The sequence below is a fragment of the Actinoplanes sp. OR16 genome, from assembly GCF_004001265.1.
Classification (GTDB): domain Bacteria; phylum Actinomycetota; class Actinomycetes; order Mycobacteriales; family Micromonosporaceae; genus Actinoplanes.
Genome location: NZ_AP019371.1, coordinates 2,550,785 through 2,568,015, shown reverse-complemented (window position 1 = coordinate 2,568,015; position 17,231 = coordinate 2,550,785). Strand labels below are relative to the sequence as shown.

The window sequence follows — 17,231 nt, the reverse complement described above, 5'->3', positions numbered from 1 at the left end:
TCAGCCGCCTGCCTTTCCGTCCGCGACCACTGCCGGAGCCGGGTCGGTGGTGCCGACGTCCTGCAGGGTCGCCTGCACCGCCGGGTTGATCACATCGGTGACCGGTTTCGGGTAGAAGCCGAGCACCAGGATGAGCAGGATCAGCGGCGCGACCACGAACTTCTCGCGCAGGCTGAGGTCCTTCCGCATGGCCGGGAGCTCTTCCAGCGCCGGATTGAGCGTGCCCTGCGTGGTCCGCTGGATCATCCAGAGCACGTATGCGGCGGCCAGGATGATGCCGAGCGTCGCCACCACGGCGAATCCCTTGTGGGTGCTGAACGTGCCGATCAGCACCAGGAACTCGCTGACGAACGGCGCGGTGCCGGGCAGCGCCAGCGAGGCGAGGCCGGCGAAGAACAGCACACCGGCCAGCACCGGAACCAGCTTCCCGGCGCCACCGAAGTCGCTGACCAGGGCCGATCCGCGCCGGGCGACGAACATCCCGACCACGATGAAGAGCAGGCCGGTCGCCAGGCCGTGGTTGACCATGTAGAGCACCGCGCCGGTGCCGGCCTGCGTGGTGAACGCGAAGATGCCGATGCCGATGAAGCCGAAGTGCGCGATCGACGTGTACGACACCAGCCGCTTCAGGTCGTTCTGGCCGACCGCGAGCAGCGACGCGTACACGATGCCGATCACGGCCAGGACCATCGCGGCCGGGGCGAACCAGCGGGAGGCCTCCGGGAAGAGCGAGAGGCAGTACCGCAGGATGCCGAACGTGCCGACCTTGTCCATCACGCCGACGAGCAACGCTGCCGCACCGGCCGGGGCAGCGCCACCGGAGTCCGGCAGCCAGGTGTGGAACGGGAAGAACGGCGCCTTGATCGCGAACGCCACGAAGAAGCCGAGGAACAGCCAGCGCGCGGTGTTCGTGTCCACCGAGCCGGTCGCCTCGACCAGCTTCGTGAAGTCGAAGGTGTGACCCGCGACCACCCAGAGGCCGATCACCGAGGCCAGCATGAAGAGGCCGCCGACCAGGCTGTAGAGGAAGAACTTGACCGCGGCGTACTGCTTCTGGCCGGAGCCGAACGATCCGATGATGAAGTACATCGGGATCAGCATGACCTCGAAGAACACGTAGAAGAGGAAGATGTCCGCCGCGGCGAACACGCCGATCATCGTGCACTCGAAGGTGAGGAGCAGGGCGAAGTACGCCGGGGCGGACCGCTTGCTCTGGTCGACGTCGTGCCAGGACGCCAGGATGACGATCGGGAACAGGATCGCGATCAGCATCAGCATGACGAGCGCGATGCCGTCGGCCGCGAAGGTGAAACGGGCGTCCCAGGAGGGGATCCAGGCGTACGAGTTGACGAACTGGAACCGGTCGCCGTCGATGGTGAAGGCGGCCCACATCGCGATGCTGAGTCCGAGAACGATCAGCGACCAGACGAGGGCCACGAGCTTGGCCAGTTCGGCCTTCGCCCTCGGGATGAAGGCCACCACGGCAGCACCCACCAGCGGGAGCAAGGTGAGGACCGGCAGAAACGGGAATTCGCTCACGCCAACCACCCCAGCTGGATCGCGATGAAGGCGCCGACGACCAGCATCGCGCCGGTGAGCATCGAGAGCGCGTAGGACCGTACGAATCCGGTCTGGAGTCGCCGCAGTCGCGCCGAGCCCCCGCCGATCCCGGCCGCCAGGCCGTTCACGACGCCGTCGATGCCCTTGTTGTCGAGGAAGACCAGTGCCCGGGTGAGGTAGATGCCGGGCCGCTCGAACACCGCCTCGTTGAACGCGTCGGTGTAGAGGTTGCGCCGCGCCGCGGTGACCAGCACGCCCGCCGGCTGCGGCTCGGTGGCCGTGCCCTTGCGGAACAGCGCCCAGGCCAGGCCCGCGCCGAGCACCGTGACGACCAGCGACAGGATGGTGATGACGGTGTGCGAGAGCACGCCGTGCGCCTCACCCTCCGCAGGCCCGAAGACCGGGGTGAGCCAGTCCGGCACGCTGGTGCTCATCAGCCAGCCGGCCGCGACCGAGCCGACCGCCAGCAGGATCAGCGGGATCGTCATGATCGGCGGCGACTCGTGCGGGTGCTTGATGTCGTCGGTCCAGCGGGCCGGACCGTGGAACGTCAGCACGAAGAGCCGGGTCATGTAGAACGCGGTGAGACCCGCGCCGATCAGGGCGGCCATGCCGAAGACCCAGGACTCCCAGGTCACCTCGCGCTCGAAGGCGGCCGCGATGATCGGCTCCTTGGAGAAGAAGCCGGACAGCGGTGGGATGCCGATGATCGCGAGCCAGCCGGTGGCGAACGTGATCCAGGTGATCTTCATGTGCTTCGACAGGGCGCCGAACCGCCGGATGTCGACCTGGTCGTGCATGCCGTGCATGACCGAGCCGGCCCCGAGGAACATGTTCGCCTTGAAGAAGCCGTGCGCCAGCAGGTGCACGATGGCCAGCGCGTACGCCGCCCCGCCGAGCCCGACGCCGAGGAACATGTAACCGATCTGGCTCACCGTCGACCAGGCCAGGACGCGCTTGATGTCGTCCTTCGCCGCGCCGATGATGCAGCCCATCAGCAGGGTCAGCGCACCGACCGCCACCGTGACCAGTTCCAGCGTCTCGTTCGCCGAGTAGACCGGGTTGGAACGGGCGACCAGGTAGACGCCCGCAGTGACCATCGTCGCCGCGTGGATGAGCGCCGACACCGGGGTCGGGCCCTCCATCGCGTCCGGGAGCCAGGCCTGCAGCGGGAACTGACCGGACTTGCCGCAGGCCCCGAGCAGGAGCAGCAGGCCCATGACCAGCACCGTGGTCGCGGAGAGCGTGTCGAGGCCGTTGAACACCTCGCCGTAGTCCACCGTGCCCAGAGTCGCGAACATCAGGAAGATGGCGATCGCCAGGCCGGCGTCGCCGACCCGGTTCATCAGGAACGCCTTCTTGCCCGCGGTCGCTGCCGAGGGGCGGGTGTACCAGAAGGAGATCAGCAGGTACGACGCCAGGCCGACGCCCTCCCAGCCGAAGTAGAGCATCACGTAGTTGTTGCCGAGGACCAGCAGCAACATCGCCGATACGAAGAGGTTGAAGTACGCGAAGAACTTCCGCCGGCCCGGGTCGTGTTCCATGTAGCCGACCGCGTACAGGTGGATCAGCGAACCGACACCCGTGATCAGCAGGACGAAGACGCCGGAGAGCGGGTCGAAGAGCAGGCCGAAGTCGACGTTCAGGCCGCCGACGACGATGAATTCCCAGAGGTTGAGCTCGGCCGAGCGCTGGTCCGCGTCGAGGCCGGCCAGGTTCACGAAGAAGACCAGGCCGAGTACGAACGACGCCGCGACCGACAGGACGCCGAGCCAATGACCCCACTTGTCGGCCCGCCTGCCGAGCAGCAACAGGATGGCCGCACTGGCGAGCGGGATCGCGACGAGCAGCCAGATGCTGCTCAGCACTCCCGTCGCTGGGGCGAACTCCACAGTCCGTTCCATGTGAAGGCCCTTCAGTACTTGAGGAGGTTCGCGTCGTCGACGCTCGCCGAGCGTCGCGTGCGGAAGATCGACATGATGATGGCGAGGCCGACCACGACCTCGGCCGCCGCGACGACCATCACGAAGAACGAGATGATCTGGCCGTCCAGGCTGCCGTTGATCCGGCTGAAGGTGATCAGCGCGAGGTTCGCCGCGTTCAGCATCAGCTCGATGCACATGAACAGGACGATCGCGTTACGCCTGATCAGCACGCCGACCGCGCCGATGGTGAAGAGGATGACCGACAGCACCAGGTAGTAGTCGGGAGTCACTTCTCGGTTCCCTTCGGTGCGACCTCCGAGTCGGTCAGCTCGCGGACCGGGAGGATCGGCGAGATGCTGCGCTCGGCGCCGTTGCCGTCCGGGAGCCGGGCCGGCGCGGCCACCGACATGGTGTTCGCGTAGATGCCGGGACCGGGCTTCGGACCGGGGTAGTTGCCCGGGCGGAAGCGCTCCTTCATCCGGGTGACCTGGTCGAGCTTCTCCTCCTTCGCCCGCTCCACGTGGGCCAGCACCATGGCGCCGACCGCTGCCGTGATGAGCAGCGCCGAGGTGACCTCGAACGCGAAGACGTAGTTGGTGAAGAGCAGCGCGGCGAGGCCCTGGACGTTGCCGTTCTGGTTCGCCTCGGCCAGGCCGACCGCGTCGACGTCGCCGAGCGAGCGGGCCAGACCGGTGGCGATCAGCGCGGCGAACCCGATGCCGAGCAGGATCGCCGCGACCCGCTGGCCGCGCAGTGTCTCGATCAGCGAGTCCGACGCGTCCCGGCCGACCAGCATCAGCACGAAGAGGAACAGCATCATGATCGCGCCGGTGTAGACGATGACCTGCACCATGCCGAGGAACGGCGCCGCGTTCACGACGTAGAGGAAGCCCAGGCAGAGCATCGTCACGACGAGCCAGAGCGCGGAGTGCACCGCGTTGCGGGCCAGCACCATGCCGAGCGCACCGATCACCGCGACGGAGCCGAGGATCCAGAAGGCGACCTGTTCGCCGGTGGAGACCACGTCCATCACACAGCCCCCTTCTCGTCCTCGTCGACCGACCACGGCGCCTTCTCGGCACCGGCCGACGTACCGGGGTTGGTGAGCGCACCGATGTAGTAGTCCTTGTCGGTCTCGCCGAGCCGCATCGGGTGCGGCGGCTGCTCCATGCCGGGCAGCAGCGGCGCCAGGAGCTCCTTCTTCGTGAAGATCAGGTCCTGGCGGTTGTCCCGGGCCAGCTCGTACTCGTTGCTCATGGTGAGCGACCGGGTCGGGCAGGCCTCGATGCAGAGCCCGCAGAAGATGCACCGGGCGTAGTTGATCTGGTAGATGCTGGCGTACCGCTCACCGGGCGAGAAGCGCTGCTCGTCGGTGTTGTCGCCGCCCTCGACGTAGATCGCGTCGGCCGGGCAGGCCCAGGCGCACAGCTCGCAGCCGATGCACTTCTCCAGGCCGTCCGGGTGACGGTTGAGGATGTGCCGGCCGTGGTACCGGGGGGCCGGCTTCGGCGGCGAGAACGGGTAGTCGGTCGTGATCACCTTGCGGAACATGTGCGCGAAGGTCACACCGAATCCCTTGAAGGAGCCGGTCAGTGATGCCACGTCACACCTCCTTCGTCTCGGACTCGCCGCCGACGGTGGCCGGGGAACGTTCGGCCACGGCTCGGCGGGCTCGGGGGCTCGGCGGCACCTGGAGATCCATCGGGGGGATCGGGAAGCTGCCCGGTGGACGCTGTGCCAGTTCCTGCTCGATCGGGACCGGCTTCGGCTTCTTCGGCGACGGCCAGCCCCAGGCGAGGAGCAGCACGGCGAGCGCGATGACGCCGGTGGAGATCCACCGGACCTCGTCGGAGAGCGCGCCGCTGCGGGCGACCTTGAAGTACGCCAGCGCGAGGATCCACACCAGGTTGACCGGGATGAGGACCTTCCAGCCGAACCGCATGAACTGGTCGTAGCGGAGCCGCGGCAGCGTGGCCCGCAGCCAGATGAAGCCGAACAGCAGGATCAGCACCTTGCCGAAGAACCAGAGCAGCGGCCAGTAACCGGAGTTGGCGCCCTCCCAGAAGGTGGTGATCGGCGCGGGAGCCCGCCAGCCGCCGAGGAACAGCGTGGTGCAGAACGCCGAGACGGTGATCATGTTGATGTACTCGGCGAGGAAGAAGAGCGCGAACTTGAACGACGAGTACTCCGTGTGGAAACCGCCGACCAGCTCGGACTCCGCCTCCGGCAGGTCGAACGGCGCCCGGTTGGTCTCGCCGACCGCCGCGATCATGTAGATCACGAAGCTGGGGAGCAGGAGCAGGGCGTACCAGCCGGGTGCGGTGATGTCGAAGCCGAACATGTTGATCGGCTGGCCGGAGGCCTGGGCCGCGACGATCTGCGAGGTGCTCATCGTGCCGGCGGTCATGAAGACCGCCACGATGGAGAGGCCCATCGCGACCTCGTACGAGATCATCTGCGCGCTGGACCGGAGTCCGCCGAGCAGCGGGTACGTCGACCCGGACGCCCACCCGGCCAGCACCACGCCGTACACGCTCATCGACGAGCAGGCGAGCAGCACCAGCACCGAGACCGGCACGTCGGTGAGCTGCAACGCGGTCTGCTGGCCGAACATGTTCACGACCCCGCCGAACGGGATCACCGAGAACGCGGTGAAGGCCGTGGTCGCCGAGATCACCGGGGCGATGAAGTAGACCACCTTGTCGGCGGTCTTCGGGATGATCTCCTCCTTGAACGGCAGCTTCAGGCCGTCGGTGAGGCTCTGCAGCCACCCCTTCGGGCCGACCTGGTTGGGGCCCGGCCGGACCGCCATCCGGGCCACGACCTTGCGCTCGTAGTTGATCGTGAACAGCGTCAGCAGCAGGAGCAGCACGAACACGCCGAACAGCTTGATCAGCGTGATCCACCAGATGTCGTTCTCGAACGTCTCGAGAGTGGGATCGACGGCGTGCGCCGCCAGGATCGCGTTCATCGAGCAGCTCCCTCAGCGAGGATCGGACCCGGAACCCCGGCCTCGAGCCGGACCACCGCGCCGGCGGTCACGCCGAGGCTGCGCCGCACCGTCGAACCCGGTGAGTTCGTGGGCAGCCACACCACACCCGGCGGCAGGTCGGTGATCGCGGCCGGCAGCGTCACGCCGCCGCGGCCGGTACTGACCGTGACCAGGTCACCGTCGGCCACACCGAGCGACTCGGCGAGGGCCTTGCCGATCCGGGCCACCGGCGGGCGGGCCGTGCCGGCGAGCACCTCGTCGCCGTCCAGCAGCGTGCCGAGGTCGATCAGCTGGTGCCAGGTGGCGAGAACCGCCTCCCGTTCCCCGGGCCGGGCCGTCTCGGCCGGCTCGCTGACCGGCGCGACCGGCCGGGAGGTGGCGGCCGGCAGCGCGCCCAGCTCGCGGCGGACACTCTGCACGTCACCCGTATCGAGGGTGGTTTCCAGTAGGGCGGCGATCGCCTCCAGCACCCGGCCGTCGGTCATCGCCGTGCTGGGCAGCACCGCGTCGAACGACCTCAGGCGGCCCTCCCAGTCCATGTAGGTGCCGGCCTTCTCGACCGCCGGGGCGATCGGCAGCACCACGTCGGCGCGCCGGGTGACAGCGCTCTGCCGCAGCTCCAGGCTCACCACGAACCCGACGGTGTCGAGTGCCTGCTCGGCCAGGAGCGGATCGGCCAGGTCGGCCGGGTCCACGCCGCCGACCAGCAGGCCGCCGAGTGTGCCGTCAGCGGCAGCCGCGACGATCTGGTCGACGTCCCGGCCCGGCGTGCCGGAGAGGACGCCCGACTCGGTCCGCCAGGCGAGCGAGAGCTCGGCCCGGGCCGCCGCATCGGTGACCGGACGGCCGCCGGGGAGCAGGTTCGGCAGGCAGCCGGCGTCGAGCGCACCCCGGTCACCGGCCCGGCGCGGCACCCACGCGAGGCGGGCGCCGGTCCGCTCGGCCAGCGCCGCCGCCGCGGAGAGACCGCCCGGCACGGTGGCCAGCCGCTCCCCCACGATCAGCAGCGAACCCGGAGCGCTCAGCGCGGCGGCGACGGCCGGATCGGTGTTGAGCAGCCGGGCCTCGTCACCCGGCACCGCCGTCACCACCGTCGCGCCGAGCTTCTCCAGACCCCGGGAGAGGTACGGCGACAGCGCCGTGACCTTCAGCTTCTTGCGGACGAACGCCTTACGCAGCCGCAGGAAGAGGATCGGGCACTCCTCTTCCGGCTCCAATCCCGCGATCAGCACCGACGGCGCGTTCTCCACCGCCTCGTACGTCACCTCGGCGATGCCGGCGACCGAGGCGGACAGGAAGTCGGCTTCCTCGGTGGCGGTCAGCGGCGTCCCGGAGGCCCGGACCGGCCGTGCCCGGAAGTCGACGTCGTTGGTGCCGAGGACGACCCTGGCGAACTTGGCGTAGGCGTACGCGTCCTCGACGGTGAGCCGCCCACCGGGAAGGACACCGACGCCGCGCTCCCGCGCCGCCTTCAGCCCTTCCGCGGCGGTGAGCAGGGCCTCGCTCCAGGAGGCCTCGCGCAGCTGCCCGGTGACCGCGTCGCGGACCAGCGGCGTGGTGATCCGGTCGGTGGCCGTGGCGTAGCGGAAGCCCCAGCGGCCCTTGTCGCAGTTCCACTCCTCGTTGACGGCCGGGTCGTCGCCGGCCAGCCGCCGCAGGACCTTGCCGCGCCGGTGGTCGGCCCGCATCGAGCAGCCGGCCGCGCAGTGCTCGCACGACGTCGGCGTGGAGACCAGGTCGAACGGGCGGGCGCGGAACCGGTACTGCTCGCCGGTGAGGGCGCCGACCGGGCAGATCTGAATCGTGTTGCCGGAGAAGTACGAGTTGAACGGGACGTCGCCCTCGCCCTCGCCGACCTGGCCGTCACCGGTCAGGTCGCCGCCGAAGAAGTCGTCCCGGTAGACGTTGATCTGCTCGCCGGACGAGCGGTCCATCAGGTCGATGAACTTGTCACCCGCGATCTCCTCGGAGAACCGGGTACAGCGCTGGCAGAGCACGCAGCGCTCCCGGTCCAGCAGCACCTGGCTGGAGATGTGGATCGGCTTCTCGTACTCCCGCTTGTGCTCGACGAAGCGGGAGTCGGCCCGGCCGGTGCTCATCGCCTGGTTCTGCAGCGGGCACTCGCCGCCCTTGTCGCAGGTCGGGCAGTCGAGCGGGTGGTTGATCAGCAGCAGCTCCATGACGCCGGCCTGCGCCTTCGCTGCGACCGGCGAGCTCTGCTGCGTCTTCACCACCATGCCCTCGGCCACCGTCTGGGTGCACGAGGCCACCGGCTTGCGCTGGCCCTCCACCTCGACGAGGCACTGCCGGCAGGCGCCGGCCGGGGCGAGCAGCGGGTGGTCGCAGAAGCGCGGGATGGCGATGCCCATCCGCTCGGCGACCCGGATGACCAGCTCACCCTTCTCGGCCTGGACCTCGACGCCGTCGACGATCAGCGTGACGGTGTCGGCCTTCTTCTCTACGTCCGTCATCAGTGCGCTCCCACCAGGGTCTTCTCCGACAGGCGCGGCGCGGTCCGGCCCTCGATGTAGCCGAGGTAGTCGTCCCGGAACCACTTCAGCGTCGACACGACCGGGGTCGCGGCGCCGTCACCGAGACCGCAGAACGACCGGCCGAAGATGTTGTCCGCGGTGTCCTGGAGGGTGTCCAGGTCCTTGTAGGTTCCGGAGCCCGCGAGGATCCGGCGGTACGTGCGGACCATCCAGTAGTTGCCCTCGCGGCACGGGGTGCACTTGCCGCACGACTCGTGGTGGTAGAACTCCAGCCACCGCCACGTGTTGTAGACCGGGCAGTCCTGGTCCGAGAAGATCTGCATCGCCGTGGTGCCGAGGATCGACCCGGCCGCCGCGACTCCCTCGAAGTCCATCGGGGTGTCGATGTGCTCGGCGGTCAGGATCGGCGTCGACGAGCCGCCCGGCGTCCAGAACTTCAGGTTGTGACCGGGCTTCATGCCACCGGCCAGCTCGATCAGCTCGCGCAGGGTGATGCCGAGGCCGCACTCGTACTGACCGGGATTGACCACCCGGCCGGAGAGCGAGTAGATCATCGGACCGGCCGACTTCTCGGTGCCCATGCTCTTCCACCAGTCGGCGCCGCCCAGGACGATGTACGGCACCGACGCGATCGTGCCGACGTTGTTCACCACCGTCGGGCTCGCGTACAGGCCGGCGATCGCCGGGAACGGCGGCCGCAGCCGGGGCTGGCCGCGGAAACCTTCCAGCGAGTCGAGCAGCGCGGTCTCCTCGCCGCAGATGTACGCCCCCGCGCCGCTGTGCACCACGAGGTCCAGGTCGAACCCGGACTTCAGGATGTTCTTGCCGAGGTATCCCTTGGCGTACGCCTCCTGGACCGCGTTGCGCAGCCGCCGCGCGGCGTGCACCGCCTCACCGCGGATGTAGATGAACGCCCGGCTGGCCCGGATGGCGTAGGCGGCGATGATCGCGCCCTCCACCAGCGAGTGCGGGTCGTACGTCATCAGCGGCAGGTCCTTGCAGGTGCCCGGCTCGCCCTCGTCCGCGTTGATCACGAGGTAGTGCGGCTTGCCGTCGCCCTGCGGGATGAAACCCCACTTCAGGCCGGTCGGGAAGCCCGCACCGCCCCGGCCGCGCAGGCCGGAGTCCTTGATCAGCTGAATCAGGTCGTCGGGGTGCACCTCGAGCGCCTTGCGGACCGCGGCGTAGCCGTCGAGCCGCTCGTAGACGCCGATCTGCCAGGCGTCCGGCGACAGCCAGCGCTTCGTGAGGACGGGGGTGAGTTTCTGGAGGACCTCCGGCCGGGGCTGGGTCACTTCTCCTCCTCGGTGCCGCGCGGGACGTTGGTGGCCGGCTTCTGATCGGCGGTGCGCTGAGCGACGATCCGCTCGCCCCGGCTGCCGTCGCCGGCGGGCTTGCCGTCGCCGGCCGGCTCGTTGCCGGCCGTCCCGGCGACCTCGGCCGGTGTGCTGGGCGGCGGCCCACCGGCGGTGGCGGCGTCGGACGGCGACGGGGTCTCGGCCGTCGGGTTGCGCAGTTCGGCGGTGCGCACCTGCGGGTCCTTGACGTCCCCGGCGTCGGTGGTGCGGCCGGCGTGAAGGTGCTCACCGACCGCGCTCGCCCTGTCGGCGACCGCGCCCGCGGCGGTCTTGACCGCCGTCGTCGCCTTCTTCGCGAACGCCGCGATCCGGCTGGGCTGCTCGGGCTGCGGCTGGGGAAGCGCGTTGCCCTCACGAGCCGGCTTGGTCGTGGTGATCGGGGTGTCCGGGTCGAACCCGGCCACCGCCACACCGTGCTCCTGGGCGAGGCGGACGCCGCGCAGCGTGGGCGCACCGGCCACCCCGTCGCCGACGGCGCCGTCACGCGGATCGGCGAAGCCGGCCAGTTGGTACTGCATGTCCTTGAGGGAGCAGATCCGGGCGCCCCGGCCCGGCGTCGGACGCTCGCCGTTGCGCAGGCTCTCCACCAGCTCGACAGCCGACTCCGGCGTGGCCTGGTCGACGGTGAAGTCGTAGTTCACCGTCACGACCGGCGCGTAGTCGCAGGCCGCCAGGCACTCGGCGTGCTCCAGCGTGATCTTGCCGTCGGCGGTGGTCTGGTCGTGCCCGACGCCGAGGTGCTCGGACAGCTCGTCGTAGACCTGCTGGCCGCCGAGCACGTTGCAGAGCGTGTTGGTGCAGACGCTGACGAGGTATTCACCGGTGGGCCGGCGCTTGTACATCGTGTAGAAGGTCGCGACCGCACCGACCTGCGCCTTGTTGATCCCCAGGATTTCCGCGCAGAACGCCACACCGCTCGGGCTGACGTACCCCTCCTCGGTCTGCACCAGGTGGAGCAGCGGGAGGAGCGCGGACCGCTCCCGGCCCGCCGGATAGCGGCCGAGGATCTCCAGGGCCGATTCCAGGAGCTTCTCGGCGAGCGGCGCGGCGGCCGGCGAGAACTCGACCGTTGTTTCTGCGGACATCAGCGGTCACACCCACCCATCACGGGGTCCAGAGAGGCGCCACCGGCGATCACGTCGGCGAGCAGCGCCCCCTCGGCCATCGCGGGGATGGCCTGCAGGTTCACGAAGCTCGGCTCCCGGTAGTGCACCCGGTAGGGGTGGGTGCCACCGTCGGAGACCGCGTGTACGCCGAGTTCGCCACGCGGGTGCTCGATCGCGACATAGACTTGACCGGGCGGAACCCGGAAGCCCTCGGTCACGAGCTTGAAGTGGTGGATCAGCGACTCCATCGACTGACCCATGATCTTGGCGACGTGTTCGAGGGAGTTGCCGAGACCGTCCAGGCCGAGCGCGAGCTGCGACGGCCAGGCGATCTTCTTGTCCGCGATCCAGATCGGGCCGGGCCGCAGCCGGTCCAGGGTCTGCTCCACGATCTTGAGCGACTCCCGGATCTCCGCGATCCGGACCAGGTAACGGCCCCAGACGTCGGCGGTCGTCGCGGTCGGCACGTCGAACTCGTAGGTGTCGTAACCCGAGTACGGCATGGTCTTGCGCAGGTCCCACGGCAGGCCGGCGGCGCGCAGCACCGGTCCGGTGATGCCGAGCGAGAGGCAGCCGGTCACGTCGAGGACCGCGACACCCTGCGTCCGCTTCTGCCAGATGACCTGGTCGGAGAGCATCGCCTCGTATTCCTTGAGGCGCTTCGGCAGGTAGACCAGGAAGTCACGGATCTTGCGAACCGCGGAGTCCGGCAGGTCCTGCGCCAGGCCGCCCGGACGGATGTACGCGTTGTTCATCCGCAGGCCGGAGGTCTCCTCGAAGATGTCGAGGATGTACTCCCTCTCCCGGAAGCCGTAGAGCATCATCGAGATCGCGCCCAGCTCCATGCCGGTCGTGGCGAGCCAGACCAGGTGCGAGGCGATCCGCTGCAGCTCCATGAACATGACGCGGATGGTCTGCGCCCGCTCGGTGATCTGGTCGGTGATCCCGAGCAGCTTCTCCACGGCGAGGCAGTAACCCGCCTCGTTCGACATGTTGGAGAGGTAGTCCATCCGGGTCACGAACGTGACGCCCTGGGTCCAGTTCCGGTACTCCAGGTTCTTCTCGATCCCGGTGTGCAGGTAACCGACGACCGGCCGGCACTCGGTGACCGTCTCGCCCTCGAGCTCCAGCACGAGCCGGAGCACGCCGTGCGTGGACGGGTGCTGCGGACCCATGTTGACGACGATCTTCTCGTTGCTGAGCGGATCGATGCCCGCGGCGATGGAGTCCCAGTCGCCGCCGGTGACGGTGAAGACCCGTCCCTCGGTGGTCTCCCGCTCGGTCGCGTACTCGGATGTCGTCATTGGTAGACCCTCCGCTGGTCGGGCGGCGGAATCTCGGCGCCCTTGTACTCCACCGGCACGCCGCCGAGGGGGTAGTCCTTGCGCTGGGGGTGCCCTTCCCAGTCGTCGGGCATCAGGATCCGGGTGAGGTTGGGATGTCCGGCGAAGACGACGCCGAACATGTCGTAGACCTCGCGCTCCTGCCAGTCGGCCGTCGGGTAGACGCCGGTGACGCTGGGAATGCTCACGCCGTCGGCCACAGCGACTTCCAGACGTACCCGCCGCCGGTACGTCATCGAGGTCAGCTGGTACGCCACGTGGAACCGGCGCTCGTCGGTGCCGAGGTAGTCGACCGCGTCCACCGAGGAGCAGAGCTCGAAGCGCAACGACTCGTCGTCACGCATTACCTGACAGACCTCGATGATTTTCTCGGCCCTGATGTGAAGTGTGAGTTCCGCCCTATCTACGACCACCTTCTCGATGGCTTCGGAGAAGGCCGGATAAGCTTCCTCCAACGCGTCATAGACGTCGTCGAAATACCCGCCGTAAGGCCGTGGGCTGTCAAAAACAGCAGGTCGGGGGCGGACAAGACGACCGAAGCCGGAAACGTCACCGGTGCCTTTGACTCCGAACATCCCCTTGTCGGGGCTGGGTGGAGTCTGCGCCGGCGCACCCAGTTCCGCTCCGGTCGGTGACGTAATGGGTACGCCACCCTCAGTACCCGAGGAAATGGTCATTTGGCACCTTCCCGCAAATGCGGCTGGAGCTTCATCCAGTTCTCGATCCGCAATTGCTCCTCACGGCCTTCTTTGACGGCCTGAGTCCATTCCGCCCGCCGTGCCTTGTCGACGCGGTACGAGGACGGCATGGCACCCGGGGCGACGATCGGCGTCTTACCCTCGGCTTCGCGAGCGGCGAGCATCTTGCGCCCGTTCGGGCCGAGCGGCTGAGCCATGACCTTCTCGCGCATCTTGAGGATCGCGTCGATCAGCATCTCGGGTCGAGGCGGACAGCCCGGTAGGTAGACGTCGACCGGGACGATGTGGTCGACGCCCTGCACGATGGCGTAGTTGTTGAACATGCCACCGGACGACGCGCAGACGCCCATCGAGATCACCGAGCGCGGTTCGGGCATCTGGTCGTAGATCTGCCGGACCACCGGGGCCATCTTCTGGCTGACCCGGCCCGCGACGATCATCAGGTCGGCCTGCCGGGGCGAGGCCCGGAAGACCTCCATCCCCCAGCGGCCCAGGTCGTAGTGCGGACCGCCGGCGGCCATCATCTCGATGGCACAGCAGGCGAGACCGAACGTGGCGCCCCAGAACGACGACTTGCGCGCGTAGTTGGAGAGTTTCTCCACCGAGGTGAGCAGGATGCCGGCGGGCAGCTTCTCTTCGATTCCCATGGTTATCAGTCCCAGTTCAGGCCGCCGCGCCGCCACACGTAGGCGTAGGCGATGAAGACGGTGACGATGAAGAGGACCATTTCCACGAACCCGAACAGCCCGAGCGCGTCGAACGAGACGGCCCACGGGTAGAGGAAGATGGTCTCGATGTCGAAGATGATGAAGAGCATCGCTGTCAGATAGAACTTCACCGGGAACCGGCCGCCACCGATCGGCTGTGGGGCTGGTTCGATCCCGCACTCATAGGCATCGAGTTTCGCGCGGTTGTACCGCTTGGGCCCGACGATGGGCGCGACGGACACCGAGAACAACGCGAAGAGGGCGCCAAGGATCAGCAACCCGACGATCGGGACATAAGGGTTGACCGTCATGTTCACTCCCGTACGACTGTTAGCCGCTTCACACTAGTTCGTGCTCTTTTGTATCCCTTTGCTCGGGGTGCCCGATTCCGTCAGCGGACGGCGGGCGCCACCTTGGTCAAACCGTTGATGATGCGATCCATGGCGTCGCCGTCCCGGGGGTCGGTCAGGTTGGCCAGGAGCTTGAGGACGAACTTCATCAGCGTCGGGTGCGGCATGCCGTACTTCGTGGCGGCCCGCATGATCTGCGGGTTGCCGATCAGCTTCACGAAGATCCCCCCGATCCGGTAGTAGCCACCGAACCGGATGCTGAGCTCGGCGGGGTAGGCCCGGAGGGCCCGCTCCCGCTCGGGACCGGCGGGCCGCGCCAGCGCCTGGACCGCGATCTCGGCGGCGAGCTCGCCGGACTCCATCGCGTACGCGATGCCCTCGCCGTTCATCGGGTTCACCATGCCGCCGGAGTCGCCGACGAGCAGCACGCCACGGGTGTAGTGCGGCACCCGGTTGAAGCCCATCGGGAGCGCCGCGCCGAGCGTGGGACCGTCCGCGTTCGACTCCTCGCGCAGCCCCCAGTCCTCCGGGGTGCTCCCGAGCCAGTCGGTGAGCAGGGCGCGGTAGTTCGTCTTGCCGAACGCGTCGGACGAGTTGAGGATGCCGAGGCCGACGTTGACCCGGCCGTCACCGAGCCCGAAGATCCACCCGTAGCCCGGCAGCAGCCGGCCCGGGTCCTGCGCGCTGCGCAGCTCCAGCCAGGACTCGAGGTAGTCGTCGTCGGCCTTCGCGGCCGAGCGGTAGTAGCGCCGGACCGCCACGCCGAGCGGGCGGTCGTCGCGCTTGGCGAGGCCGAGCGCGAGCGGGAACTTGCCGGAGACGCCGTCAGCGGAGATCACCAGGGCGGCGCGGTACTCGACGGGCTCGCCGTCCGTCTTCGCCTGGACGCCGATCACGTAGCCGTCGTCGTCGAGCACCGGGCCGGTGACGTTCACCCCGGTACGCAACAGGGCGCCCGCCTCGACCGCGCGCTTGGCCAGCAGGTCGTCGAAGTCCATCCGGGTGCGGACCAGCCCGTAGTTCGGGAAGCTCGCGAGGTCGGGCCAGTCCAGCTCCATCCGGACGCCGCCGCCGATCACCCGCAGGCCGCGATTGTGCAACCATCCCGCTTTTTCGGACGTGTCCACACCCATCCGGATAAGCTGGCGAACGGCACGAGGCGTGAGGCCGTCGCCGCAGACCTTCTCCCGCGGGAACTCGGTCTTCTCGAGCAGCAGCACGCGCACACCGTGACGCGCGAGGTGGTACGCCGCGGCCGAACCGCCCGGGCCCGCTCCGACCACGATCACGTCCGCCTCATCGGCGACGATCGAACCAGCTCCGTGGTCGCTCACGGCCCAACCTCCATCTCACGGGGGACGCTCGTGAATTAGTTCACAAGCATGCCTCGATCGGAGTGTAGGCCGACAATCGAAGATCTTTGCGCTTAGGTCCGCCTAATTGTTTGGACGGGGCTGTCGCGGCTGCTCAGGAGCGGGCAGAACCTTCTCCGCCACGCCGAGGGCGGGCCCGTCCAGGTGATCGCGGATGGTCCCGCCCATCGCCTTGTCCAGAGCCACGATCAGCCCCTCGACCAGGTCCTGAGCGAGGAGCGGATCCTCGGCCGCGACCATCCGCAGACGGCTGGCCAGCTCGGTGGCACGGCGCTCGCCGGCCTCGCCCTCGTCGATCGCGATGTCGATGTCGGTGTCCTCGAGATGCCCGATATTGGTCATGAAGCCGAGCTAAACAGCCATTGGCGGCCTTGTACGCCGAATGCCGGATTTATACCCGGGTGGCGCGATGCAGGGCGGCGATGCCACCGGTCAGATTCCGCCAGCCCACTCGATCCCACGGGCCGGACTCGGCGATCCGTGCCGACAGGCCCTGCTGATCGGGCCAGGCGCGGATCGACTCGGCGAGGTAGACGTATGCCTCCGGGTTGGTCGCGACTCCACGGGCCACGGCCGGCAGCGAGCGCATCAGGTAATTCATGTAGACGGCCCGGAACGCCGGATTGGTCGGGGTGCTGAACTCGCAGACGACCAGCCGCCCGCCGGGCCGGGTGATCCGCCCGAACTCACGCAGCGCAGCCGTGGTGTCCACGACGTTACGCAGAGCGAAGGAGATCGTCACCGCGTCGAAGGTCGCGTCGGCGAACGGCAGGTGCAGCGCGTCACCGGCGAGCAGCGGCACCTGACGCCCGGACGCCCGGCCGGCCCGCAGCATGCCGACCGAGATGTCCGCGCCGACCGCGAACGCACCGGACCGGCTCAGCTCCTCGGTGGAGACCCCGGTGCCCGCGCCCACGTCGAGGACCCGCTCACCGGGCCGCAGGCCGAGAGCGGCTCGCGTGGCCCGGCGCCAGCCCCGGTCCTGACCGAAGGAGAGCACGGTGTTGGTGAGGTCGTACCGCTTGGCCACGCCGTCGAACATCTCGGCGACCTCGTGCGGCTGCTTGTCCAGGTCTGCGCGCGTCACGCGAACAACTCTGCCAGGTCTCGCACAGACAGAACGGGCGGGATGGTTTCCCATCCCGCCCGCCCCTTGCGCGTTATATATACGACCGCCATCGGTCGGGTCCGACTGCTCGTCACCGACCTAAGCCCGGCTGGCGACGTCTGAGAGTCTCGATTGCCTTACGCAGGCAACGTAACCAGCCGGAAGAACCGGGTACAGGCAACGGGCGGCCTCGTTACGAAGGAGCAACCCTCCCTCACC

General features: G+C 68.5%; 16 protein-coding genes. All 16 read right to left on the bottom strand.

The features are described 5' to 3' along the window. Window positions 1–1,539, bottom strand: a complete 1,539-nt coding sequence (locus tag EP757_RS11880; RefSeq protein ID WP_127544973.1) for an NADH-quinone oxidoreductase subunit M — start codon at window positions 1,537–1,539, stop codon at window positions 1–3. Continuing rightward, the gene (gene nuoL, locus EP757_RS11875; RefSeq protein WP_127544970.1) at window positions 1,536–3,464 is read right to left on the bottom strand and encodes an NADH-quinone oxidoreductase subunit L; all 1,929 of its coding nucleotides are present in this window, start codon (window positions 3,462–3,464) and stop codon (window positions 1,536–1,538) included. Before nuoL ends, EP757_RS11880 begins: the two co-directional genes overlap by 4 nt. Before the next feature lie 11 nt (window positions 3,465–3,475). Further along, entirely contained in the window at window positions 3,476–3,775 is a 300-nt protein-coding gene (gene nuoK / locus EP757_RS11870; protein ID WP_127544967.1) for an NADH-quinone oxidoreductase subunit NuoK, read from the bottom strand. Next, on the bottom strand, window positions 3,772–4,515 hold the full coding sequence (locus EP757_RS11865; protein ID WP_127544964.1) for an NADH-quinone oxidoreductase subunit J: 744 nt from the start codon (window positions 4,513–4,515) through the stop codon (window positions 3,772–3,774). Before EP757_RS11865 ends, nuoK begins: the two co-directional genes overlap by 4 nt. Then, entirely contained in the window at window positions 4,515–5,087 is a 573-nt protein-coding gene (gene nuoI / locus EP757_RS11860) for an NADH-quinone oxidoreductase subunit NuoI (protein ID WP_127544961.1), read from the bottom strand. Before nuoI ends, EP757_RS11865 begins: the two co-directional genes overlap by 1 nt. Before the next feature lies 1 nt (window position 5,088). Beyond that, the gene (gene nuoH, locus EP757_RS11855; RefSeq protein WP_127544958.1) at window positions 5,089–6,456 is read right to left on the bottom strand and encodes an NADH-quinone oxidoreductase subunit NuoH; all 1,368 of its coding nucleotides are present in this window, start codon (window positions 6,454–6,456) and stop codon (window positions 5,089–5,091) included. Then, window positions 6,453–8,948: an NADH-quinone oxidoreductase subunit G gene (locus tag EP757_RS11850; protein ID WP_127544955.1), complete on the bottom strand. Its 2,496-nt coding sequence runs from the start codon at window positions 8,946–8,948 to the stop codon at window positions 6,453–6,455. Before EP757_RS11850 ends, nuoH begins: the two co-directional genes overlap by 4 nt. Beyond that, window positions 8,948–10,264, bottom strand: a complete 1,317-nt coding sequence (gene nuoF / locus EP757_RS11845; protein WP_127544952.1) for an NADH-quinone oxidoreductase subunit NuoF — start codon at window positions 10,262–10,264, stop codon at window positions 8,948–8,950. The genes EP757_RS11850 and nuoF overlap by 1 nt, the downstream gene beginning before the upstream one ends. Next, window positions 10,261–11,412, bottom strand: a complete 1,152-nt coding sequence (nuoE, locus tag EP757_RS11840; RefSeq protein WP_127544948.1) for an NADH-quinone oxidoreductase subunit NuoE — start codon at window positions 11,410–11,412, stop codon at window positions 10,261–10,263. The genes nuoF and nuoE overlap by 4 nt, the downstream gene beginning before the upstream one ends. After that, window positions 11,412–12,737, bottom strand: a complete 1,326-nt coding sequence (locus EP757_RS11835; protein ID WP_127544945.1) for an NADH-quinone oxidoreductase subunit D — start codon at window positions 12,735–12,737, stop codon at window positions 11,412–11,414. The genes nuoE and EP757_RS11835 overlap by 1 nt, the downstream gene beginning before the upstream one ends. Beyond that, window positions 12,734–13,453, bottom strand: coding sequence for an NADH-quinone oxidoreductase subunit C (locus EP757_RS11830; protein WP_127544942.1), 720 nt, complete (start codon window positions 13,451–13,453; stop codon window positions 12,734–12,736). Before EP757_RS11830 ends, EP757_RS11835 begins: the two co-directional genes overlap by 4 nt. Next, complete coding sequence (locus tag EP757_RS11825) at window positions 13,450–14,121, bottom strand: NADH-quinone oxidoreductase subunit B family protein (RefSeq protein ID WP_127544939.1); 672 nt, start codon at window positions 14,119–14,121, stop codon at window positions 13,450–13,452. Before EP757_RS11825 ends, EP757_RS11830 begins: the two co-directional genes overlap by 4 nt. Window positions 14,122–14,126: 5 nt before the next feature. Further along, window positions 14,127–14,492, bottom strand: a complete 366-nt coding sequence (locus tag EP757_RS11820) for an NADH-quinone oxidoreductase subunit A (RefSeq protein WP_111652111.1) — start codon at window positions 14,490–14,492, stop codon at window positions 14,127–14,129. Between the two features lie 80 nt (window positions 14,493–14,572). Next, complete coding sequence (locus EP757_RS11815; protein WP_232050467.1) at window positions 14,573–15,865, bottom strand: geranylgeranyl reductase family protein; 1,293 nt, start codon at window positions 15,863–15,865, stop codon at window positions 14,573–14,575. Window positions 15,866–15,967: 102 nt separating this feature from the next. Continuing rightward, entirely contained in the window at window positions 15,968–16,246 is a 279-nt protein-coding gene (locus tag EP757_RS11810) for a hypothetical protein (protein ID WP_127544936.1), read from the bottom strand. Between the two features lie 49 nt (window positions 16,247–16,295). Then, entirely contained in the window at window positions 16,296–17,045 is a 750-nt protein-coding gene (locus EP757_RS11805; RefSeq protein WP_127544933.1) for a demethylmenaquinone methyltransferase, read from the bottom strand. Window positions 17,046–17,231: the final 186 nt, after the last annotated feature.